Here is a 23,106-nt window from a genome sequence, read left to right on the forward strand (position 1 = left end):
CCTCGGGGCTTGTCACCGAGGTACTTCATCGGACTGGATCCTCCGTCCTGTTTTTTGAACCCCCGAAAGGGGTACGGGTCATCAGCCCTCCCGCAAACCATCGATGAACACGATCGCACCACCAACACCCTCGGAAGGAGTACAGTCAGCACAGCCCGCTCAAAACTACCGAGAGCCGGTCGCATACGTCGGCTTTCGTGTTGACGACAACACCGTCGTCCTAAACCTCTCGGATCATCGGCGGGTCTCCCTCGAGCGCAGCCTCCAACTCGTCAACCACAGTCCGCGTATCCAACCGAAGGTACTTACGTGATACAGACGTATCACAGCATATGAGCACTGACAGCGACGCCGGTGGCGGTGAAATGGAAAAGATCAACGTCCGGGTACCACAGTCGCTGCTGGCAAAGGTCGACGAAGTTTGGGAGGAGCGGGGGTATGCAAACAAATCCGAGTTCATCCGCGACGCACTTCGGGATGCCGTCAACCCGCCAACGCAGCTATCCGAGGAAGCGCTAGAGCATCTGGCTGAGAGCCGCAAGCAGCGCGAACAGGGCGAGGTGGTGTCGCAGGCCGAAGTGAAGGACCGGCTGGGTATCGATGACTGAGGTTGAGTGGACACCGAAAGCACTCGATTTGTTGGAAGGACTCGACACCGAAGCCCAAGAGCGGCTAGTGAAGAAACTCGACGAGGCAAAAGACTGGACCTCCCACCGCCTCGAAAAGCTCAGTGGGTATCCATACTACAACCTTCGCGCTGGCGACTACCGAGCGATCATCACATGGGGCCGAGAAGAGGATGTCCTCATCGTCGAGGCAGTCGGGCATCGGCGGAATATATACGACCGTCACCTCCCACCGTAACCCATTCTGCCTACGGGGATGCTTCGGTCGATGATGGACTCGCTGTGAACTACTCCGCCCTACTGCGCTCGGGCCTACCCGGTCCTCGCTTGTTGAGGACGGAACTTCCTGTTTCTGTGTCGGAACTTGCAGGAACAGACCCCACAGCGGTTCCAGACTCCGCAGGCGACTTCCCTTTACGGGCGGTTCGGAGTGTCCCACTCCTACCGGTTCGACACTCAGCCACAACCGCCGTTGCACGCTTCTTGTCGCGTTTGAACAACGCCGGAAGCGTAGTGAGCATCTTACTACCCCCTTCAACCGTATGGGTAGTAAGGATGCTGCTGGGAGTGAAAATAAAACGTGCGGGCGCTGTATCCCCTCCCTGCTCGCTTCGCTCGCTGAGGAAGGGGGCTTAGCGCCCTCAATCACAGCTAAAATCCAAGTACGGTTCCGAGTCGGTAGTGTTCATTGCCCCCGAGAGGGGGCGGGGGTGCTCGAACGCGCATCTCACGAACAGACCGATGAGTGGAATGACCGACTCACATCCGCACGTACAGAGAGACGCCTCAGATGACGTCGACGTCGTCTATCTTGGCTACCGTCGTCGAGGCCGCGCCATCGTCGAGAAACGCCCCAGCCAAGAACAGCTCACGCCAGAGCGGAGTCTCGGGGTGATGAACCACAGCCCCTCCGGATTCAGCTGGGGATACGCCGGCAGTGGTCCAGCCCAACTCGTACTCGCCCTTCTGCTCGATTACACCGACGATGAGGAGGTGGCACTGGCCGGAGTACATGTCCTTCAAGACCGAAGTCGTGAGCCAGCTGGAGTGCACAGGGTCCGACGGCTGCTGGCGAGTCACCGAACGTGAGATCGACACTGTCCTTCGCGAAACATCGGATAATCCAGTCGCACCGTCCGTCAACTAACAACCAGAGAGCAATCCATGTCAGAACACAACCCGCAGTCTCACACGAAAACTGAATCGATGGAGAACAGTGATCGACAGGCACCAGTGGAGTACATCGAACGGAGCGACGTTGGTGTCTCCCTCACCGTGAAGCTCAAGCGTGGAACCGGAACGAGGGATGAGGACCAGATCACGGCCAAGGTGAAAGCGAAAACGCTCGAAGACACCCGTGAGGACATGGAAATCCTCCGCGAGTACATCCACGACCTCGCCGAAGACGCTCGCCAGATCCAGCCAGCAGACCCGCATAAATAGTAATTTATTTGAGTGTTACACAGATTTGTGCAATCATAGGATGTACGAAGTATGCGGTGAGAAGGAACTCAAGGTCATCCTCGCGCTCGAACCGAGTGATTCCATATCCGACGTCGCGCGGAAGATCGACGAGAACCGGGAGACGCTTCGGCGCGCCGTGAATCGTCTCGAGGAGGCGGGATACGTCGTATACAATGATGGTCTCCAGCTTGTCGATCAGTCAATCCGAGACGCCGGTCTCGAGTTCCTAATCGCAGCAGCCGACACCTCACCACCATCGATTTCGGAGGCGTACGTCCTCCCACAGTTCGCCGGCATGGACTACGCCTTCACCGCCATCGACGCGGTCTATGTCTGGACTCGCGGTGGCTACCAGGTCGCTCGCGACCCCGAGGACTATCCGCTGTTCATCGCAATCCACGAGACCGATCTTGACGCCTGGACGGCGTTCTTCGATCGGTTCGGAATCCCGGCTGCGAAAGAGCGCCAGCCAGCCGACGACCTCGATGGTTCGATACAGGTGGTCCTCAAGCCACGAGCACAGATCGAGGCCGAGATGGTCGACGGACGGTCCGTCATCTCCCTCAAAGAAACCGTAGCGTTCGCAAACGAGCACTACGCGCACTTCCAGTCAGCACTCGACATGCTCGACCGTATGTACGACGAGGTCGATACTGACGCGAACTACCGCCCGTATTGACGAAGATTCCGTTTAAACCATCCACAGATGTTTAAGTCATCGCAGTGCAATTGTGTAGACATGGCTGTGGATCTCACTGAACGGGTGCAAGAAATCGCCGAAGCGCGAGGCATCCCCAAGTCGGAGATCCTCGAACAGGCGTTGGAACGCGGCGTCGAAGACCTCTGGATAGACCTCATCCTCTCACAGTACGTGAACGACGAGATCGATCGAGAAACGGCGATCGAACTCGTTGGACGTGACCGCGTCAAGCGTGCGGAACGCGAACTGCAGGCAGTCGAAGACGATGTTCGGTGGGGACTAAGTGCGTGATTGTTGCGGTCGCTGATACAGGCCCACTCATCCATCTCGACGAAATTGATGCCCTTGACTTGCTCTCGGTAGTCGATAAGCTCCTCATCCCGCAAACTGTATACGACGAACTCAAGGTAGGTACAGTTCCGGCGGCACTCAGTACCATTAGTACGAACTCGTCGAGGCAGAGGTAACTGAACGCACCGATGATTTAGACCCCGGCGAGACTGCCGCTCTTGCAGTCGCGTCTAAGCACTCGGCTGTACTTTTGACTGACGACCTCGCTGCAAGAGACGCCGCTGAGGATGTCAATGTCGAGGTGCATGGCTCAATCGGTGTCATTGTTCTCGCATACACTCGTGGGGAACTCACCAAATCGAAAGCAGCTGAGCTGATGCGGGCACTCCAGACAGAGACAAGCCTGTTCATTACTGACGCCGTGGTTGAACGGGGAATCGCACTGCTCGATGAACCATTCGAGTAATTATGCGGCTATTCTCGCCTCTCAGTTGAATATCTACAACGAGTAGAAGCGGTGGAAACTAATCAAGGAAGGAGCTCGTAATTAGAGCAGTTTATCGTCGCCTCCAGAGAGCGAAGGCGAACAGAAGCGAGTGACTCGTCAGACCTATCCATCGAATCAGGTAGTCTCACACCGGAACAGCGTCTCGAACCGCCAAACACTCGATTCATCAACACTGGTATCGCGACGATTCACGACATGGAGACGCTGCGGGCGTGCGTCGCCTACGAGAACGCGAATCAGCAGCGTGTCCAGATCCTCCGCCGGCTTGAACAGCGGGCCAGCAAAATCCGATCACGGGACGACTGACGGGACATTCGGGATGTCTATCACAGTCTTAGTAGTAAAGGATCGAATGGTTGACCCGCCGTATTAGGGACCAGGATATTATAGTTTGGACTATTATAGTCTGGTTCCTAACTTCGGAGCACATATGTCCCTCCCACAACGACTGGAGGTATGGACCAGTTCGTCAATCGTATCGATGAACTCGATCGGTTGCAGACCCTCTATGAGAGTGACGCTGCAGAACTCGCAATCATCTATGGGCGCCGGCAGATTGGCAAGAGCGAACTCGTCCGCCAATCGATTGCCGACCGAGACGATGCCGTGTACTATCAAGCAGTCCAAGGAACAGCGACGACACAGCTCAGGCGATTCGTCGAGGCAGCAGCGACGACCTATCCAGACATCACGGCCGTCAAAGAGGAATGGGAACCGCTCTTAACGTACCTCACCGACAGAGACGCCATCATCGTCATCGACGAATTCCCGTACCTTATCGAATCAAACGAGGGGCTTCCGTCGGTCATTCAACACCTGTGGGATACAGCTGTCGACGAGAGCCAGGCAACGCTCGTACTCACAGGCTCTGCAATCGGCATGATTCATACCCACGTCCTCAATGGCGGTGCGCCACTCTACGGTCGGGTGTCCCAGACACCGAATGGCCGCCTCGAACTCACCCAGCTGCCGTTTCGCTCCATCCAAGAGTTCGTGCCGACGTACGATCCCGAAGAACGGGTGTTCGTCTATGGCATCTTCGGCGGCACACCCCGATATCTCAGCCCTCTCGATCCATCACAGAGCCTCGGAGAGAACATCACGCGGCTGCTGTGCGATCCGGATGGCCCACTCCATGACGAGCCTGAAACCGTCCTCCAGATGGAACTCAACGAAGTGAACACGTATTTTTCGGTTCTGGAGTCGATGGCCAGCGGGAACCGCAGTCGAAACGAGATCGCTCAGGGAGCCGGCATTGAGAGCACCAACACGTCATACTACTTCGACCGGCTGGAAACGCTCCAGATCATCGAGAAACACCATCCGGCACTCGCCGACCCGGCGCGCAGCAAGCGGACTCGGTACCAGATTCGAGATCCCGTATTCCGGTTTTACTTCCGGTATCTCTACGGCCGCGGGGGGCAGTACGAACTCTACGGCGAGAACGCCTACGCTGATCTCATCGAACCAGAATTGCCCGACTTCGTCAGCGAAACGTTCGAATCGCTCTGTCACCAGGCGGTGTCGGCGCTCTATGCAGACTACCAGCTCACACAGGTACCAAGCCAGTGGTGGTACAAGGGCCGGGAGATAGATGTTGTCGCACCAACTGACAAGTCAACGCTGATCGCTGGCGAAGCGAAATTCACCAACACCCCCCTCGGCTATGGCGTGCTCGCGGACCTCGAAGACGACGTGGAGTACATCGATTGGACGCCCACCGGAGGTGGTGAGCCGACGTATGAATTCGCCTTGTTCAGCCGCTCTGGGTTCAAACGCTCCGTCGAGGAAGCTGCAGACGAGCGTGATGACCTCCGTCTCTTCGATCTGTCCGATATCGTTGCCGTTCTCGAGAGTAGAGCCAACCATTAACGCCGGAGAGTAACAGCTGGGGATGGTTTTTTGACCCCCGGGAAGGGTGCGGGGGGTTCGACTGAAGCTCACGCAGTAATCCATGCGACCAAGCAACGTAGCACCAGCGTCGTCAGACGCTGAGACGATAGGGCTCCTGAAGCGAGGGGTCGCCAGATGACTAGGTGTACCGAGTGTCGGGTACCGACCTGTACGAGACTCACCCGTGATCGGGCCGGATACGCTGGCCGGAGACTGATTCGTACGCCGCTCGACGCGTTCTGGAACAGGTATATGATGCGATTCGAGAGGAATCGCAGAGCGTTCGAGAAGGGGCAGACAATGCCGATGAACTCCTGCGAGAGAGTTCTTCGACTTAATCAGCTGTGCCTTGTTCTGATGAGGGCAACCCAGCCTCGGTATTCTGTGACCGCTCGACAGCGATGCGTGCACGTCCACTCGTTTCGTCAAACATCAGATGAGTGTGTGGATACGCCATCTCGACATTAGCATCATCAAGTTCTTCCCAGACACTCTCGTGAACCTTTGATCGCATCTCGATAGGGAGATACGGCTTTTCAACCCAGAATCGAAGATCAATATGCACTCCATGATCACCGAATTCGGTAATGAACGCCCTAGGTTCAGCGGGATATCTCGTTCCACCGAGTCGAATCGCAGGCCCTCCGCTAATCACACCGTTTATGCGTTCAGTAGCTCGCTCCAGGAGTCGCTGCGCTTCTTCGAGATCTCCTTCATATGTCACCGTGAATTCAATCGAAACCCGCGTTCGCTCATCACTTGCGGAGTAATTTTTCACATCACGGTCGTAGATTGTTGAATTTGGAATGACTAGGAACGTATTATCTAACGTTAAGATTCTCGTATATCGGAGTGTAATGTCTTCGACATAGCCTCGGTTCTCCTCGTCTACAATCTCAATCATATCGTTGATCTCGTAAGGTCGATTGACCAAAATCAGAAATCCGGCGACAAAATCAGTGGCGATAGGCGCTAAAATGACTGCCAGAAGGGCGGAGAGGACAGTGACAGAGAGGAAGAGACCAGTAACCTCGACGCCGAGCATCCCCAAAGCGAAAAGAACGGCAGCGACCATCGCTCCCGCGCGAAGAAGTCGAAGAACGATATCTGTGACACTTCGTCGTCGGAAGTGTCGAGTGACATTTGGTCGGATAAACCGTGTGAGGAGTTTGGAACCATACCATGCGACCACAAGTACACCTATTACAAGGAGCCAGTTGCCACCCGGAAGTTGCACAAGTTCATCCATCCGCTGGGTTGGATTGGTTTGACCGAGTATCAAGGTCATAGGCCACTATACAACATAGTCGGAGTAAAGGGCTGAGTCCAAGATCACCAATTTCCTATGATATCGGTCTTTCCGCGTACTCGAGCCTGAGGAGTACTGCAACTGCCATGGAATGATCTCACCCCCTGACAAAGACTAACCCCGTGCTGGATAGCGAATCTTCTTGCGAACTTGTCTTACAGCAGAATCAGTCTCATCAGATCGGTTTTGCTATTCTAGCCATTGGCAACGTATCGCACTGCTCCAAGGCTAGCTATTCTGGCTTTTTCGATACCGTGTGTAGGTATTTGTATAATTCATGAATGAACTAATGAACGGTACTGAAAACGATTCTAACTCTTCTACCAGCACTGAACACGCCAACGAGAAACTGAGCAGCTGTACTTCCTGCCAGTCCTCGAGGCGGACGTTCGTGAAAGGCGCGGCCATTGCGGGTATCTCTGCGCTCGGTCTCTCTTCGACCGCCGCGGCCTCGGGCTCGTACACGAAGTACGACGGCGAGTACCGCCACGTCGTCAACGTCGTCGAGGCCGGCGCCGACAACACTGGAAACAAATCGATCACTCCCGTTCTCAGGAACATTCGGAACGACAATACGCTGTTTTACTTCCCACCTGGGCGCTACGCGATGGACAGCCAGCTCCGGTTTACCGGCTTCGACAACGTCGCCTTCATCGGCAACGACGCGACGCTCGTCCCCGCGAACCACTACAACTTCGAGGGGCCGAAGTACCGGCTCTTCCGTCTCGGCGTCGGCTACAGACCAGGGCGTCGCCTGCGTTTCGAGGGATTCGACGTCGACCAGACGGCCCCCGACACCGGGATTCGCGTCATCGAAGCGCACGTCTCCGATCGCCTCGAGGTGCGCGACATCAACATCGAGGGCCAGCACGACAGCGGGACGTGGGGACCAGGCCTGTTCAACGTCACCAGTTCGAGCGGCTACGGCATCGTCGAGCGCTTCCGCGCAGCCGATGGCGGCGAGTGGATCGACAACACCCCGACGGCCGGCGAGCGCTGGCGCGGTCCGACCGGTATCCTGGCCAACCAGAACGCCGGCACCCTCGAGTTCAAACACTGTACGCTCGGCGCCTTCCCGGACAACGGTCTCTACGCCGCCGGCGGCACGGGCAAGATCATCGTCAGCGGCGGCACCTACCGGAACAGTAACGGCGCGAACATCCGTGTCGGTGGCAACGGTAGTGAGATCAACTGGCCGACGGTCACCGTCGACGACACCCGCCCGGAAGACGTGACCCAGCGCGGGATTCGAATCGAGAACGGCCAGAACCTGCGTATCAAAGGAGCGGCCGTCAACATCACCTCACCGATGCCGACCAGTCACGCGATCTCGACGATGGGCAGCTGTGAGAGCGCTCGAATCGAGCGCATCCACATTGACATGCAGGGCAACGACGTCAATCACGGCATCGTTGTCTCACCCAACGCCGGCGAGATCACCATCGTCGAAACGAAGATCAACCACGAGACGGCCGGCGGCTACCCGCTGTGGATCCGCAACACGAACGCGACCGACCGCGTGCTCGCCGAATACCTCACGATCACCGGCGAGGCAGGCGACGCTTCCGGATTCCGTGACAGCATCCGCGTCGAGCGGGACAACTGCCGGTTCAACGCGATCGAGGTCACCCAGTCTGCACGGAGCGGTGCCAAGCGAAACGCGATCACGTCGTCCGCCAACGACCTGACGGTCTGGATGAGCACCCTTCGCGCGAGCCAATTCCCCGTCGTCGAACTCGGTTCCGGGTCGACCTACCTGGACATCGACGCCGAGTCGTACAGCGGCCGTGAAGCGGCCTGCCTCTACGATCAGAGTCGCAATATCTCCATGCGCAACAGTCGGCTGATCAACGGCGTGCGCGACCTCGGCTCCTCGAGCCTCACGCTGTCGAACAACACTACCGCGTAATCACATATCGAGACACATATAGGGCAGCTGGTTCTCGCTCTTTCTAATTTGCTTTATACGACACTATTCTAGACAATATTATGAAACGACGAAAACTACTGGCAATTGGTGTAACAGCGTATGGAACGATCCTCGCAGGTTGTACTTCAAACGAAGACGAGAAGGAACCGAGCCCAGTTGATGGCGATGATGCCGGAAATAGTAATGAGAATGAGAACGACGATAACAACGGCGATACAGCCGGGGAAACCGAAGCGGAAGATGTGGAGGTGGTGATTGGTGCACTGGTCGATGGCGATCAGATACACCTAGTCGTTGAGGACGTAACCCATCAAACAGAACTGGGCAGTTTTTTCGAGGCTGACGAAGGGAACGAATTCGTTGTCGTTTCACTGGCAGTGAAGAATGTCTCTGATGAGTTCCCCGAGATATCGAACCTACTACAGACCAGTCTCCATGACAGTGAGGATTATTCGTACAACAAGACCTTTGTTGGAGGTGAAAAGCCGACATTCAACGATGGTCCGTTCGCCCCTGGAGAAGTCGAACGTGGCGTAATTGTCTTCGAGGCTCCGGTAGACGCAAGCGGACTTGAACTCCAATTTGATTTTGATGTCTCGGTCTCCGGTGGTGGCAACCAGGTTCATGTCGATCTCGAGTCGGAGACCAATGTTCACACCCTTGAGCAAGATCTCCAGATCGAGATCTCCGACATCGGCCAGACGATCGAATACGGAGGGACGGAGGTATCAGTCAACAGCGTCGAATTCGAGGACAGCCTTGGTCGATTCGCTGAGCCTGACCCGGGCAACGAATACGCTGTAATCGATATTTCAATCACAAACGAAACAGGGGAGGAGCAGCGTGTTTCGACACTACTCCAGATGTTGGTAAAAGACGAGAAGGGCTATAGCTATCAAGAGGATTGGACTGCAGCTACGGAACTGGACCAAGAATTCGACGAATCGAGTCCGATAGAAGATGGTGAAACCCGTCGTGGAAAGGTCGCATACCAGATTGAAGAGGACTTGAGTCCGCTGTACTGGGTGTTCGAGTTCGATATGTGGGTTAACGGCGACAAAACGTTCTGGCAACTACGGTAGTAGTACGCAATATTATTGTAGTGAGAAGAGACGGATTAGAGTCGGGGTCGCAATGGAACGAAACCTACAGATGGATGATCGCTAATGGGTCCTGAAAGAGAACCTGGCAAACGATACTACTCAGGTCCAATTCCGAATTTCATTGCTAAGATCAAACTATCCGTTATGTGTGATGAGGACGTAACACTGTCAGTTCCATCAATAATTTGCAATTTTTCTGAAGCGTGCTGGATCGAAGATGAGAGAAACTCGTAGCGGTGCGTGCTGAGAGTTTTTCTGAACGCGGCCACGGTAGTAGTCGTATGGCCGATAAGAAAATCGCAGTAGTGACAGCAGCGGGAAGCGGTATCGGAGAGGCGTGTGCTCGGCGAGTGAATGAAGCTGGATACACGCCAGTTCTGTTATCATGATTATGAGGTGCTGTTGAGGTTGCGAACGAGCTCGGAGGAGACGGGTTTAAAGGCTCGATGACCAACCCTGATGACTTGGCAGCGCTCGTTGAGACGACGGACGAGCGCTACGGTCGTATTGACGCGGTAGTGAACAACACAGGCCACCCGCCCATTCGGATTAGCAGAGTGATGTAACAAAAGTTGGAGCTATTATCGACAGATGTGTTAGCGCATATTCGTTCTGAATATCGATTGACGCTGTTTTCTCGCTCCCAGAGTAGCCATACTCGAACCCTTAGAGGAGGTCATGGCGTGTAGGCCGGTGACTCGGGGGTTTCGGTACGTCTCTCAGAGAGATGTACGGTTAAGCCCGCCAAACACTTACTGAGAAAGGCGATTAGTTTTCCTAACAACCCATACGACGGGTATAACAAACATACCACGTGTTGGACTGTCCCTTGAGATGGACGACCTCACAGGGTTCCAACGAGACCTCCTATACGTCATTGCGGGTGCCGATCAACCGTCTGGACAGGATGTCAAAGAAGAAGTGGAGCAGTACTACAGCATCGACATCAACCATGGACGGCTGTATCCCAACCTCGATACGATAGTCAACAAGGAGTTAGTCGAAAAGGGGCAGCTAGACCGAAGGACGAATTACTACGCGATCACGGAATCCGGAGAGCAAGCAATTGAGGAAAGGCGAGAGTGGGAATCACAATACGTCGATTAGCTGACGGAGACCTCGTAGTAGTTCGTGTACTTCACGAGATCACATCCCTGGAGTCCATCTGAGACTGAATGATCGACAGAACCGTCAGCAGATTATGAGACTATCGTCCATCGTGGGAAAAAGCAACAACTGAACAAATCAAGATAGCGGATCACTTTCGAAGATCACGTTCCAATACCACCCAAAGTGGATTCACTCCAAGACCAATGACTGCTGGTAACAATATGATCGAAAAGTATTACCAGGGGAGTGTGTCATAGAGTATCAATGACTCAGTCTCTTACGAACGAGAGCAATGAGATACACGAACAGATCATAGACGAAGTAGCAGCTCTTGAAGATAGGGACCCGCTAGAGCTTCCTCCACTCTATGACGCCGTCGAACCTGACGCACTGGAGTCGATCTTTTCTACAACCATTGGTGGGACTACCCGAGTTGGCCGAGTAGAATTCCCATACGCAGGGCATACGATTACTGTGGAATTTGAGGAAGAGCCGGTTGTCAGAATTGAGTGAGAGCAAGTGAAGCTTCGACGCCATCTATAGTAGCCGTCACTGAAATCGAACTGCACAAGAAGTAACCTGGCCGCTGTTTATCGTCGCCTCCAGAGAGCGGAGGCGAACAGAAGTGAGCGACTCGTCAGATCCATCCATCGAATCAGGTGGTCTCACGCCGGAGCAGCGTCTCGAACCGCCAAACGCCCGACTCATCAACGCTAGTATCGCGACGATTCACGACATGAAGACGCTGCGGGCGTGCGTCGCCTACGAGAACGCAAACCAGCAGCGCGTCCAGATTCTCCGTCAGCTCGAAAATCGAGCTAACGAGATTCGCTCAGAAGATACCTGAATGGATGGTCGCGGGCTGTTTGTCGGCGCCGTCATGGGTGGAGGCTCAATAGAATGAGTAATCGGCCCGAGATCAAGATTCAGCGACAGACCGCGTTCAGAGACGATGGCCAACTCGAAGTAACCGAGACGAGCGTCGAGACTTCGCTCGAGGACTTCGGCGCAGACGTCGATCATCGCGACCGAGATTCACGACTCGATCGCCCCGAGGCCAGTGAGTTTGGCGTCGATGATCGGCCGGAAGTAGAGCAGTCCTCACCAGGAGATCAGTCCACGCTCTTTGCGGATACGGACGCCGACCAGCAGACGCTCACAGGTGACGAAGCAGCGATGCAGTGCCTGTTTGACGATTAACCAACAATCGCCCTCCTTCTCTACTGTTGTTGGTTAATAGTGAGTCTGTCGTGCCCCGTGGAGCCCTGCGGGGCGACGGAGTCCCGCAGGAGACTCCTCATGGCCATTCACGACAGCACAAATCCAGTTAGCAATAGCTCCACTGAGACACACACTGACGCCCGACAGGCGGCGTACGTGGCGTTCCTCCATCGGGTTCCGTTTGCAATCGATGCGCTGACCCTCGGCTTCCTCCCTGGGTTTCGCGAGGATTGTACGTATCAGCAGTCGCAATTCGATACTCTCGAGTGTCCAGTCGGAATGCTCGATAACGATTTTCGGAATCACGACCTCGACCGGTACGTCGATCGGACGCTCGAGTACGAGCCCGAGGTGGGTGTTATCGGTGACGCCTACGACGCTACGGAAGCACAGGTGTACGTCGACACAATTCGAGAGCTCCAGGAGAGTCTACCCGAGACGGAGTTCATCATTGTCCCGAAATGCTGGGCCGCCATTGAGGCAATTCCCGACGATATCGTACTCGGCTACTCGCGAGGGTATGCGGACACACTTGCACACGAGTTCTCTGATCCCGTTGACTGGCGGGGCCGTCGCGTCCACATCCTCGGTGGCAGCCCACCCAAGCAACTCGAGGTCGTGGAGCAGCTCACTCAGCCAACGCTGACAGGGGAGCCGCCGGCCGACATCGTCGGCCTCGACTGGAACGGGCTGCATCGTGGCGCGCAGTTCGGCGAGTTCTGGACAGCCGACGGCTGGAACGACAGCGGTCGCGACGCCGATCACGTCACCGTTCGGAAGACGGTACGCCATAGTCTCGCCCGAATCCGTGAATTCTGGAAGTCCCACGGTATCTGGCCTGAATCGACACCGGAAGATGAGGGATTGGACGTCGAATACGAGGGGCCAAGACCAGCTGATCTTGGGCAGGCCTCCTGCACTGAGTGCGGAACGAACGTCTGGCGAACCCGTCGTGGCCCCTATGTCGCCGAATACGATACCGGGGCAGTCTGTGGATACTGTAGCTACGAGTGCTACTTCACTCACCGCCACCGAAACAACCTCGAGGAAATCGCCGGCGAGCAGAGTGTCTACTTCCCACCGGCATAAGCGCTGCCGGATTAAGTGGTATATCAACCATGGAATCTCGAAAACACCACCCCATAATTAAACTATCAGAATTGGTTTATCTTTCTAAAACGAGCGAAGGATTCCGTACCCACGTTGACTATTAGAAAATCCAAACCGAATCCATACTTAATAATCCCGGTACGTCTAAAGAGTGACCTTCGTCGCAGGTGCGATTTCTGCGTCAACGTACTGATAGAGGCGTTCGTACAGATCCGAACCCTCTCTAAGCGTATCCCAGTCACCGATCAAGGCACAAAAGGCCTTAGCACGGGTCATGGCAACGTTGAGCCGTCGTCTTCCTATTTCATCACCCAAGAAGCCGATGTTACCTCGTTCATTCGATCGAGTGAAGGAAAGAATCATCGCGTCACGTTCGCTTCCCTGGAAAGAATCAAACGTATCGACTTTCAACTCTTGGAGATTACCGATACCTGCCTGATTCAAACGGTCTTTGATATGCTCTGCCTGTTTCCGGTGCGCAGCAGCAACCCCGATCTCATTATCTTGCAGTCCCTTCTTCCGAAGCATTTTGATCACCCGTTCCACGTGTTCAGCCTCTTTCGGGTTGTACTTCGACATCCTTCCTTCTTCGTAATCTCCGTTCACCTCGAAAATTCCCATAGGCAGCATATCGAGTTGACCTCGAATGTTCCCTGCACTTCCCGCTGTCTTGAGATCTCCACCGTAGAACTCCTGTGATGGAAACTCTGCTATTGTCTCGTTCATTCGATATTGGATGTTGAAACGGGTGCCGATATCTGGTCCGTATAAACCATTTTCCGCGTACAAGCGTTCGAAGAGTGATTCCTGGGTCTTGTTCTGTAATTGGGAGAACGGTGGCAGCTGCTTATGGTCACCGACAAGGATAGTTGTCCTTCCCCTGACGATAGGGATCAAACTGGATGGAATCGAAGCTTGAGTAGCCTCATCGATAATCACGTAGTCAAAGGAGTCAACACCCAGTTTAGCAGAGCTGCTGTTCGTAGAAGCTACTACCTCCGCAGCTTCTGGAGAATAATCGGCCAAGTGTTCCCTAGCAAGTGGATGGACCTCTTCCCCATCCAGATTTGTTCGCGCAGTATTGATTTCGTTTTCCAGGTGATGGTGAAGCAAAGAATCCGTGTCAGCCTCAAATTCGTCACTACTTCCGATCAAAATGTTGTCGACAGCTGCATTTGTCTCTGCTGCGATCAGCACTCGTTTATCGGCTAAGGCAAGACGACGAGCCAGTTCGACGATGACACGTGTTTTCCCAGTACCCGGTGGTCCCTGAAGACAAGCAAGGATTTCAGCGTTCAGTGCTTTTTCAATTCCTTCTTTTTGACGTTTATTTTTATAAAGGTCTTCGTCGAGTTCGCGTGTGTTAGCAACGAACTGGTGGGAGAACTGAACTGGTTCACTGCCTGTAAGGACGGATGCGATAGAATGGTTCTGAGCGTATTCTACTGCGTCCAGCTGCCTATTGTATGTTACCGGATTGAGTATTCCGCCGATCGATGAATTGCTGGATTTAGCGATTTCTCCTTGTCGGCTCAGATCTCCGGCTGCCTCACCAGTAACCTTGACGTCGATCGAGTGCTGTTTGATTTCTTTTATAACACCGGCGGCTTGCACATCGTCACCCTCGTATTCTCCCTGGAGAAGTACTTCATTACCCTCGTATAGTCCGTATTTATCTCGTACGTTGGCTGTTTCACCTGTCTGTGGATGTACGGGGATTTCAACTGACAGGACATCCGGAGGTGTGAGTGTTGACCTGGTAATCTCGACTCCGGGAATGAACGGGGTTCCTTCCAAATACTTTAGTTCGTTTGCAGAGTGGTCGGTAAGCGTCTGGATCGCCTTTTCGCGTTCGATCTGTCTTTCGTGTGTGACTTTTTCTCGGAGTTGGTCGAAAACTTCGGTTGTGGTGCTGGTCGTGTCCTTAGGTTGCACCTGGCCTTCCATTCAAGACTATGGTAGTTATTGAATGAGTAAAAGCTTTCAGCTTTTTCTGGTGAGAGCAGGCAGCTCTCCGGTCCCAAGGAAACCGACGCCTCGCTGCTCGTCCGTAGCGACGTCGACTTCTACGACTGTCGGCTCAATGCCGGGGGGTGCGACCACACTCCCGTCCCGGGCTGGTTGGCACACTTACCTCTATGTCTTTGAGGGTTCCGTCGACGTCGGCGGTGAATCCGTGGGGCACACTGAGAGTGCCCCTGTGATTGACGATATCGACGTGGTCGTCATTGCAACTGAGGACTCGACGATCGTCGCGTTCAATATCAACCCAGATGCCTTGATCACGCGCCAAGGTACAATCGGCCGGTGAGATCCGACAGGCAGACCACCGGTGGTGTTTTTTGTCCCCCTTGAGAGGGTGAGGGCTTCATTGAGAGCTCTCACAGTCAGGTGATTTCCGTGAGTCAACAACAGCGAACGGGCGATGTGTCGATCGACGATATTCCAATCAATATCTCGCACACCCAATCCGGGGAAATCGAGCCAGCCGAAGTGCCAGCGAAAATCGAGTCGATTACCCATGGTCTAGCGAGCGAACAGCCACCAACGAACCCACTGGTCGTTCTCAAGGTGGCTCGCTGGTGGTACATTCATGGCAAAGGCGGATCGGATCCCGCCTTCCGGTGGGCCATCGAATGGACGCGTCATCTGGCGACCGAGACGCCTAGTGACGTCAAACGGTTCGACGAGTTCCTCGAGTACCTGGTCACGCTCGGCTTCGCTGACGAGATCCACGAACTCCGTTAACCGAGAGAACGGTTTTTTGTACGCGCCGAAGGCGTGCGGCGCGTTCTGAACTGCCACAGTCGCAGTAAAACCCCATTTGGTGAGCATAATGGCTACAATCAGTGACTCGTCGGTCTCCTTCAATCAGACCGACACGCGATCGGACGAGATGAACAGTACCATCGAACAGTGGATTGACGACCTCGTCGACGGCGTCGACGACGCGCAAGCCAGCGCGGAGTTCCAGGAGTGGCTCGATGTGCAGAGTCGCTTCCATGACTACTCGTATCGAAACACGCTCCTGATCAAGCACCAGTGTCCCGAGGCGACCCGCGTGGCGGGCTACCGAACCTGGCAGGAGGAGTTCGAGCGTCACGTAAAGGAAGGTGAGTCGGCCATCTGGATCTGGGCACCGATCATCACGAAACAGTGCCCGAAGTGTGAAAACTCACCGAGCTACCATGAGAAAATCGACTGCGAGTACGACGAGACGCCCCCCGAGGAGTGGTCGAAGGGCCTGGTCGGGTTCAAGCCCGCCCCGGTGTTCGACGTCTCCCAGACCGAGGGCGAACCGCTCCCCGAACTCGAGACTGAAGCAACCGGTGACGCCGGCGACCTCGTCAACCGGCTGACCGATATCGCGGATGAACTCGGTGTGACGGTTCGGATCGTTCCTGAAGACGAGTGGACGCACGGTGAAGCGAAGGGCATCTGCAAACAGCTCAGTCTCGTCGATATGCAGCCGCGTGTCGAGGTTCGCGCCCGGGAGAACGATGCCGACCTCGTCCGGACGCTGATGCACGAGTACGCGCACGCCCTGCTCCACTTCGACATCGACGACGACACCGAACGGTCGAAACGTGAAGTCGAGGCCGAGGCGGTAGCCTACGTCGTCGGGCGCTACTGTGGGCTCGACACCAGTGGGTCGGCGTTCTACCTGGCTGCGTGGGAGTCGGACGATCCCGAGGTCGTTCGGGAGCGGCTCGGGCGGATCAGTCGGACGGCAGAAGAACTCATCGACGTCCTCCAAAACGAACTCTCGTCCTAACTCAGTTAACCAACGTAGGAGAGGCCTCTACCACTCTGTTTGTTAAGTTTTTCAGCGCCCGCGGAGGGGCGGAGGCGCATTCTGACCTCCGTCGAATCATGACTGATCGCTATCTCACGATGGTCCTCGAGGAGGCCGAGCACGTTGCCGAAAAGCACGACCAGGTCGCTCGAACGGCGGACAACCAAGCCCACGAGTATCTTCGATACGCCGTCCTCCGAGTGCTCGAAGGGGAGGCAGACTACCTGCCAACGGACTGGACGCCGATCGACGGTGTGACTGTCGGCTACGGGAGCGATGAGGCGATGTACGACAGCTGGGGCTCCAGCGAAGACTGGTGGGAGACCGTCCCGCCGCAAGAAGCGTGTACCCGCTTCCGGGTGTTCTTCCCGGACGACCACCAGACGGTTCCCCACGACATCGTCGACGTGATGGCAACGCTCGGTGCCTGGCGCGTCTGGACTGGGTGCGCAGCCGCGTGCGGCTCCTACGACCATCGCGAGCGCCGCGAGGTCCACTACCTGTGGCCGGAAGGCCATCCAGTGGAGGAAGTGCTCTACGAGCGGCTCCGTGGTCCTGCGGAAGCCGTCGCTCCCGACGGTGGCCGAACGGGCGACGTTCGCGACCGCCTGGTCGTCGACGATGACCCACAGTCACAGGACGACCTCGAGCCACGGACCCAGCGCGCCGTCAATGAAGCGATGGACGTCTCACTGCTTTCGAAAGGTGGTCGATACGAGGTGCAGTCCGCGTCTGGACGTTGGTACGAAGTCGACGTCATCAGCGAGTCATGTACCTGTCCCGACTGGCAGCAGCGAACACCCGAGGGTGGCTGCAAGCATATGCGTCGAGTAGATCACGAGATCAAACGGGGACGCGTTCCCCGCCCAGATGGTCGACTTCCTTCTAAGTAGAGGTGGAGACCCGACTACTCCACCGGACTGACTGTGTCGCCTTCTTGGCGCACTCGGTCAAATTCTACAAGATACGCAACCCTGTCCCGGACTTCATCGATGTCTATTCCAAGATCGGCTGCCAGTTCGTCAACGGTCATCGGTTCATCGAGTGCCTGGAGGACTTCGAGCCCGCGGTAGTATCGGTTCGTCAGCTCTTGGATGCGGTCCTCGATCGGTGTAGTCACCCCGTATCGCTCGTCGAGTTCGATCAGAGCCTCGTTCGCGAAGGTGGCAAACTGATCGTCACCGAGCCGGTCGATCTGCGCTTCGAGTTCATCTCGGGCGACGTCGTATTCGAGGCCAGCCTGCACGAGCATATTCATGTCCTCGATGTCGTCGTCGCGACCTGCGATCATCTTAAACAGGAAGATATCTTCGTTACTGACCAGTCGAACCGTCAGTCGATCCGTCGCGAGGAACGGCTCGCTGCGCTCTTGCATACCGTCGGTCAGCACGAGTTTGTTTGCGACCTGTTGGTTGAAGATGTCGAGGCGGCAGCCATCGTCGTTCTCGACGCAGCTGGTCGCACCCAGCGCCCGGTAATCGGCCTCCAGCGATTGCACCTCCGAATATCCGAGGTCCATTAGGACGGCCCACAGCTGGCTGTACGCGTCGCCGTCCGCGACGACGAGGTCAATATCCTTTGTCGCCCCCTTGAGGTCGCGCAGCGACATCGCGCCGCCACCGATCAGGTAAACCGTGAGCGGGTCAGACAGGCCATCTGAGATTCGCTGAAACTCGTTCTCGATGTATTTGCGGCCGAATGTTGGTCTCATTTGGGTAGTGGCACCTCGTAGTCAGCCGCCAGCTCCTGGAACTTGGACCACTCGGGGAGGCGGTCACTGTCGACTGCTCCCTGCGTCTCGAGGTACCGGAGCAGGGCGTCCATTTCGTCTTCCAGGCCGTATTTCACCGCTTGCTCTCGAGGATCATTCTCGTCGATGTCGACGCGGGTGAGTAACAGGAGACAGTACGAGCGGTGGCGGGTGTCATCGTCAATCAGCAGCGTGTGACAGCAGAGTTCCGCCGGCGAGATTTCCGCTACGTCCTCGGAGTAGAGGTAGTAGCGGTGGCGGGTCAACAGAAACTGGAGGTCGAACGCCGCGAATCGAGCGAGGCCGGTTTCGTGGAAGTTCTCCGCGTCGACTTCCGTCTCGGTCTGCGCGAGAAATTCGTCGTGATCCTCCCAGAGAATCGTGCCATTCGGGGCGACCGCTTCGAGACTCTGTCGGTGAAGATGGTGCGTCAATTCGCGTGCGAATTCATTGAGTCGGTCGAAGTCGGCGTTGAAGTCGTATCGGCTGTCGTCCGTGCCGACGAGACCACGGTCGCGCAGCCGTTTCAAAACTCGGTTGACCGTGTTGCGGTAGTTGTTGCTTTGGTCGGCGATTTCGGAGACGGTTCGCGGCTGATCGAGGTAGTAGAGTACCTCGAAGGCCTTGCCGGTCAACAGCTCAGGGAAGTCGATGTGCGAGTGCTGGCGGACGAGGTCCTGGTAGACTTCGACGGCCCGGCTATCAGAGGGAACGACTCGCTTTCGGCGACCGTCGCGTTCCGTGTAGACGAGGCCTTTCTCGACGAGGTCCGCGACAGCCCGGGAGAGATAGCTCTCGCTATGGTCGAGCTTCGTCGCGATCTCGGAGATCGTGTCGCCGCGTTCGACGGTAGCGAGAACCTCGAGTTCGATGCGCCGAAGCATGGTGTAACATTGTACGAAACATGTATATAAAGAAGTTGCGAGTGATGTTACAAGAAGCGGGTGCAGGTCGACGCTGTTAACTTAACCAACAAAACTATGGGTTGTCGACCCTTGTTGGTTAATACGAGGCAACAGCCGATGTCCTACGAACCACCGACCCCATCGACGAACCTCCCGACGGATTTGGTCAATACGCTCAACGAGTCCACTCCGGAGCGCCTCCGTGACATTGCCACGTACGCCGAAGAGCTAGCCGAACACAAGGAACGCAAGGCTCGTCTCGAGGAAGAGACAACAGAGGACGAGATCGAAAATCGACCAGACGACCTCCCAAATGACGTTCCAACGAAGGCAACGATCACGATCAAAGAGATCAACGACAATCGCTACTACTACTGGCAGTGGCGGGAGGGCGAAAAAATAAAATCGAAGTACAAGGGGCCGGTCAATCCAGATGAGTGAACTTGATTCGGGAGATCTTTCCCGTCGTTTCTCTACAACATTCTCCTCGATGGAACTGACAACAAGAAAATCAGAGGTCACACTCCCCGTTTTCGAGTTGTAAATGGGATAATGCGGTTGGATAGCACATCATATCTAAAGGGACGTCGAATCCTGAGTTCCCCACCCCCCGTTTTCGAGTAGTAACGAGAGATTACGGTGAATGACACCCCCCATTTTCGAGTTGTAACCCACCCCAGAGCTCTAACACCCCCCGTTTTCGAGTTGTAAGTGTGGGGAGAATAAGTTCAAGATTAGTTCTTGCTGTGAAACTGCTTCAGCCGCTCGCGGACAACCGTACTGATAGTCGCATCTTCGTGAGCTAGATCTTCGAACCGCGAATCCTCACGAATCGTCTCCATGATCGTTTCCGGATCTTCAGAGAGAGAGAGAAATACATATGCACTCCTCGGCCTCGACCCTTGCCTCGGCGCTCGTAGTCCAACACACCGTACGTACTCTGCTCTGTGACGTGGTTTACGAACGTCTCTCGACTGTACTGATCCGCACCCATCGTATCAGCGATGAATTGGTACGTTTTGAACGTAGGTCCAGCGGGTATCCACTCAGGATGTTCTCTTGCGTAATGGGCTGTAGCCGCCACAGCGTAGATGGAGAGTTTCTTTTGAGTCGAGATCCCGCTAATGTGTCGGAGTTTTCGATTTTCGGTGTATTTCTCCTGGGCTTCACGGACATCGGTCTCGGTAACCGTGCCAGCACCACGGCGTTCGGCTAATTCGCCAGCCCACCTGAGGAGATCAATCGCTTTCCGCGCATCTCCGTGCGTTTGGGAGCCGAACGCGGCAACAAGCGGAATGACGTCCTCTGCAAGAGATTCCGGCTTGAAGGCGTCTCGCCGGTTTTGGAGAATACTACGAAGCTGCATCGCATCGTAATCGTCGAAGAAAATATCATCTGGATTGTATGAGCTCTGTGCGCGGCTGTTGAGATCCTTCATGAAATCGGCATAGTTCGTGATAGTTGTAAGTGAGATCGGACCATCAAAGTCGGCGAGTTTTCGAGCCCGTGAAAGCTGGTAGATAAGAGAATTGTACTCTGCCTCCTGATACGGTCCTTCAAGCATATCGATCTCATCGAGGATGAAGATGACACCGTCGTAGTACTCGCGCATCAGTTCATACAGTCGCTCGAGCTTCTGATCCGTTGAGACGCCGGTTTGGGGGACACCAGGATCAACGCCGAGATCGTCGGCAGCAGCTCTAACTAGCCGATAAACAGCCCGATCCGCAGTCTTCGGCCCCTCACAGTTGATTGAGAGAACCCCGAAGGTCTTGCCTTGTGATTCACACAGCTCAACAATCTATTTGCAGACCGCATGAATAATGAGTGACTTCCCAGTCCCAGATGGGCCGCTCAGGAGCATATCTGGAATGCCTTCGTTCTGGAGCACCGGTTTTAGATTGTCGACGACGCGACCTAGCTGGTCATCACGACCGACGATACGATCCTCGTCGATGATGGTATCTGACCGGACGAGGTCTTTATTCGCGAAGACTCCACCGGATGACTCGGTTTGTAGTCGATCTCGAATTGAGATGCCGCCACTGTCGCCGTTCGTAGCCTCTTGAGACGAATCAGTGGGATCCGAGTTCTTCTCGAACGTCATTTGTGACGTATCGGGGGAATCTGCATCCTGGCCCGTCGATTCAAGATTTTCTGGATCAACAGAGGAGGATTCATGACCCTTTTCATCTTCCGGATGATCCGATTCTGTTCTACGTCCCTCTCGTCCCATTATGAATCCCCTCGAACTCTGGGTATAAAAATATGGACCTTTGTGGAGTTGTAACTGGGCGAAATCAGACGATCTAACTACTACAGTTGTGCATTCTCGAAGTGAACCAGATACCGTCTTCGGAATCTATTACCCTCCGTTGTCGAGTTGTAACGGATCCTCGAGGATCTTCGTCATCGGAATCCTATCGTGACTACCTCCCCCGTTTCCGAGTTGTAACGATTTGAGAAGAGGTAACATATCTGGCACAGTTCTCCCACCCTCCCCATTTTCGAGTTGTAAGTGCAAGTGAATCGAATCGAGTATGAAGACAAAATCTACATGATTTGGATTTTGTGAAGGATGTTTTGGATGATAGGATTCGTCTCACACCCCCCGTTTTCGAGTTGTAAGAACTAGGATTGTTGTGAAGGGACAACGCTTGCGGCACCAGTTCACGAGTGACAGTAATATTGATCTGCAAACACTATAATCATGGAATCAGTTTGTTGATCTCGAATGTTCGACCCCCTCCCCCCTTTTTCGAGTTGTAAGTCGCTTGGGCACAGACCACTCAAGACGGAAAGGAATGAAAGTCGAAAATGAAAACGGGCGGAGAAGCTCTAAAACATCAAGATACACAGGAAAAGACCCCAAATGAGATTGAAGAGTCCGTGTTCTCTCTACGAGCTTAATCATTTAGCTTGGATAGATGATCCGTTTTCCTATGATCTAGTAGGGTTATGGTTAGTAGATATACTACATAAACTTTCGTATTGGTAAATGTATATTGTAGAATCTAGTTTTCAGACCTTCTATTTCGTGTATCCAGTACAATTGGCTGTCTGATCACCTTTTTTGCTGTTCATCCCTTCCCCACCGTCACGAATTTACAACTCGAAAAAGGGGGGAGGGGGTTCGTCAGGTCCAGTCCGTGATACCGACTACCCGTGTTCCATTGAGCTTTCGTCGAATGTCCTTGCGATCCCAACCAAAAGGAGAAAGTATGCTTTCGACAACTTGGACGAGCTGCGTTTCGTAGTACGAGGAGTCGTAGATCTCGCCCCTTCGTGAGTGAGGGCCCCTCACACTTCTTGTGTTCGGCCAGCTCATTGGCGTAGCGGGCAATGTCTCGGAGTTGGTCCAGTGTAGACTCGTTGAGGCTGTTGACTATC

Annotated in this window: 22 protein-coding genes and 4 pseudogenes; 21 read left to right on the forward strand and 5 right to left on the reverse strand. The window is 54.8% G+C overall.

All coding sequences use genetic code 11. The features are described from left to right. Window positions 1-332: 332 nt before the first annotated feature. The 9 genes and pseudogenes from J1N60_RS20350 to J1N60_RS20390 all read left to right on the forward strand — a co-directional run bounded on the left by J1N60_RS20350 (window position 333) and on the right by J1N60_RS20390 (window position 5,461). Window positions 333-608, forward strand: coding sequence for a ribbon-helix-helix domain-containing protein (locus tag J1N60_RS20350; protein WP_312912708.1), 276 nt, complete (start codon window positions 333-335; stop codon window positions 606-608). Further along, the gene (locus J1N60_RS20355) at window positions 601-864 is read left to right on the forward strand and encodes a type II toxin-antitoxin system RelE family toxin (RefSeq protein ID WP_312912709.1); all 264 of its coding nucleotides are present in this window, start codon (window positions 601-603) and stop codon (window positions 862-864) included. The genes J1N60_RS20350 and J1N60_RS20355 overlap by 8 nt, the downstream gene beginning before the upstream one ends. A 503-nt stretch (window positions 865-1,367) precedes the next feature. Next, a pseudogene (locus J1N60_RS20360) lies at window positions 1,368-1,773 on the forward strand (DUF6166 domain-containing protein). Window positions 1,774-1,790: 17 nt separating this feature from the next. Further along, window positions 1,791-2,069, forward strand: coding sequence for a DUF7389 domain-containing protein (locus tag J1N60_RS20365; RefSeq protein ID WP_312912710.1), 279 nt, complete (start codon window positions 1,791-1,793; stop codon window positions 2,067-2,069). Window positions 2,070-2,109: 40 nt separating this feature from the next. After that, window positions 2,110-2,769: a helix-turn-helix domain-containing protein gene (locus J1N60_RS20370; protein WP_312912711.1), complete on the forward strand. Its 660-nt coding sequence runs from the start codon at window positions 2,110-2,112 to the stop codon at window positions 2,767-2,769. Window positions 2,770-2,829: 60 nt separating this feature from the next. Continuing rightward, the gene (locus J1N60_RS20375; RefSeq protein ID WP_312912712.1) at window positions 2,830-3,081 is read left to right on the forward strand and encodes a ribbon-helix-helix protein, CopG family; all 252 of its coding nucleotides are present in this window, start codon (window positions 2,830-2,832) and stop codon (window positions 3,079-3,081) included. Further along, a pseudogene (locus J1N60_RS20380) lies at window positions 3,078-3,547 on the forward strand (PIN domain-containing protein). The gene J1N60_RS20375 and the pseudogene J1N60_RS20380 overlap by 4 nt, the downstream one beginning before the upstream one ends. Window positions 3,548-3,697: 150 nt before the next feature. Beyond that, entirely contained in the window at window positions 3,698-3,895 is a 198-nt protein-coding gene (locus J1N60_RS20385) for a DUF8129 domain-containing protein (RefSeq protein ID WP_312912867.1), read from the forward strand. A gap of 150 nt (window positions 3,896-4,045) precedes the next feature. Continuing rightward, window positions 4,046-5,461 carry an ATP-binding protein gene (locus J1N60_RS20390; protein ID WP_312912713.1) on the forward strand — a complete coding sequence of 472 codons (1,416 nt, stop codon included), beginning with the start codon at window positions 4,046-4,048 and terminating at the stop codon, window positions 5,459-5,461. A 355-nt stretch (window positions 5,462-5,816) separates the two neighbouring features. On the opposite strand, the gene J1N60_RS20395 is transcribed toward J1N60_RS20390, so the two are convergent. Then, window positions 5,817-6,770: a mechanosensitive ion channel family protein gene (locus tag J1N60_RS20395; RefSeq protein ID WP_312912714.1), complete on the reverse strand. Its 954-nt coding sequence runs from the start codon at window positions 6,768-6,770 to the stop codon at window positions 5,817-5,819. Between the two features lie 298 nt (window positions 6,771-7,068). On the opposite strand from J1N60_RS20395, the gene J1N60_RS20400 reads away from it, so the two are divergent. The 8 genes and pseudogenes from J1N60_RS20400 (at window position 7,069) to J1N60_RS20435 (ending at window position 13,244) form a co-directional block, all read left to right on the forward strand. Continuing rightward, a complete protein-coding gene (locus J1N60_RS20400) occupies window positions 7,069-8,700 on the forward strand; it encodes a pectate lyase family protein (protein WP_312912715.1) in 1,632 nt (543 codons plus the stop codon). An 80-nt stretch (window positions 8,701-8,780) separates the two neighbouring features. Next, a complete protein-coding gene (locus J1N60_RS20405) occupies window positions 8,781-9,803 on the forward strand; it encodes a DUF4352 domain-containing protein (RefSeq protein WP_312912716.1) in 1,023 nt (340 codons plus the stop codon). Window positions 9,804-10,105: 302 nt separating this feature from the next. After that, a pseudogene (locus J1N60_RS20410) lies at window positions 10,106-10,363 on the forward strand (SDR family NAD(P)-dependent oxidoreductase); the annotation flags it as partial. A 295-nt stretch (window positions 10,364-10,658) separates the two neighbouring features. Then, a complete protein-coding gene (locus J1N60_RS20415; RefSeq protein ID WP_312912717.1) occupies window positions 10,659-10,931 on the forward strand; it encodes a PadR family transcriptional regulator in 273 nt (90 codons plus the stop codon). A gap of 267 nt (window positions 10,932-11,198) precedes the next feature. Further along, window positions 11,199-11,447: a HalOD1 output domain-containing protein gene (locus J1N60_RS20420; RefSeq protein WP_312912718.1), complete on the forward strand. Its 249-nt coding sequence runs from the start codon at window positions 11,199-11,201 to the stop codon at window positions 11,445-11,447. Window positions 11,448-11,559: 112 nt separating this feature from the next. Next, on the forward strand, window positions 11,560-11,781 hold the full coding sequence (locus J1N60_RS20425; RefSeq protein ID WP_312912719.1) for a DUF8129 domain-containing protein: 222 nt from the start codon (window positions 11,560-11,562) through the stop codon (window positions 11,779-11,781). Between the two features lie 53 nt (window positions 11,782-11,834). Further along, window positions 11,835-12,134, forward strand: a complete 300-nt coding sequence (locus tag J1N60_RS20430) for a hypothetical protein (RefSeq protein WP_312912720.1) — start codon at window positions 11,835-11,837, stop codon at window positions 12,132-12,134. 99 nt (window positions 12,135-12,233) lie between these two features. Beyond that, on the forward strand, window positions 12,234-13,244 hold the full coding sequence (locus tag J1N60_RS20435) for a DUF6610 family protein (RefSeq protein WP_312912721.1): 1,011 nt from the start codon (window positions 12,234-12,236) through the stop codon (window positions 13,242-13,244). A gap of 165 nt (window positions 13,245-13,409) precedes the next feature. Here the strand turns inward: J1N60_RS20435 and J1N60_RS20440 are convergent, their stop codons facing one another. Next, window positions 13,410-15,212 carry a DEAD/DEAH box helicase gene (locus J1N60_RS20440; protein ID WP_312912722.1) on the reverse strand — a complete coding sequence of 601 codons (1,803 nt, stop codon included), beginning with the start codon at window positions 15,210-15,212 and terminating at the stop codon, window positions 13,410-13,412. 453 nt (window positions 15,213-15,665) lie between these two features. Here J1N60_RS20440 and J1N60_RS20445 point away from each other — a divergent pair, with 453 nt between their 5' ends. The 3 genes from J1N60_RS20445 to J1N60_RS20455 all read left to right on the forward strand — a co-directional run bounded on the left by J1N60_RS20445 (window position 15,666) and on the right by J1N60_RS20455 (window position 17,954). Further along, window positions 15,666-16,013 (forward strand): DUF8013 domain-containing protein, encoded by a 348-nt coding sequence (locus tag J1N60_RS20445; RefSeq protein ID WP_312912723.1) that lies wholly within the window; start codon window positions 15,666-15,668, stop codon window positions 16,011-16,013. An 88-nt stretch (window positions 16,014-16,101) separates the two neighbouring features. After that, a complete protein-coding gene (locus tag J1N60_RS20450; RefSeq protein WP_312912724.1) occupies window positions 16,102-17,040 on the forward strand; it encodes an ArdC-like ssDNA-binding domain-containing protein in 939 nt (312 codons plus the stop codon). Between the two features lie 98 nt (window positions 17,041-17,138). Beyond that, entirely contained in the window at window positions 17,139-17,954 is an 816-nt protein-coding gene (locus tag J1N60_RS20455; RefSeq protein ID WP_312912725.1) for a hypothetical protein, read from the forward strand. A gap of 14 nt (window positions 17,955-17,968) precedes the next feature. Here the strand turns inward: J1N60_RS20455 and J1N60_RS20460 are convergent, their stop codons facing one another. After that, window positions 17,969-18,772 carry a DUF6036 family nucleotidyltransferase gene (locus J1N60_RS20460; protein ID WP_312912726.1) on the reverse strand — a complete coding sequence of 268 codons (804 nt, stop codon included), beginning with the start codon at window positions 18,770-18,772 and terminating at the stop codon, window positions 17,969-17,971. After that, window positions 18,769-19,695, reverse strand: a complete 927-nt coding sequence (locus J1N60_RS20465; RefSeq protein ID WP_312912727.1) for a helix-turn-helix transcriptional regulator — start codon at window positions 19,693-19,695, stop codon at window positions 18,769-18,771. Before J1N60_RS20465 ends, J1N60_RS20460 begins: the two co-directional genes overlap by 4 nt. 138 nt (window positions 19,696-19,833) lie before the next feature. Between J1N60_RS20465 and J1N60_RS20470 the strand changes: the two genes are divergently transcribed. Further along, window positions 19,834-20,157, forward strand: coding sequence for a DUF6788 family protein (locus J1N60_RS20470; protein WP_312912728.1), 324 nt, complete (start codon window positions 19,834-19,836; stop codon window positions 20,155-20,157). A 293-nt stretch (window positions 20,158-20,450) separates the two neighbouring features. Here J1N60_RS20470 and J1N60_RS20475 read toward each other — a convergent pair. Beyond that, window positions 20,451-21,823: pseudogene (locus J1N60_RS20475) on the reverse strand (Cdc6/Cdc18 family protein). Window positions 21,824-23,106: the final 1,283 nt, after the last annotated feature.

Origin of the sequence: Natronosalvus caseinilyticus (assembly GCF_017357105.1) — an archaeon.
Lineage (GTDB): Archaea > Halobacteriota > Halobacteria > Halobacteriales > Natrialbaceae > Natronosalvus > Natronosalvus caseinilyticus.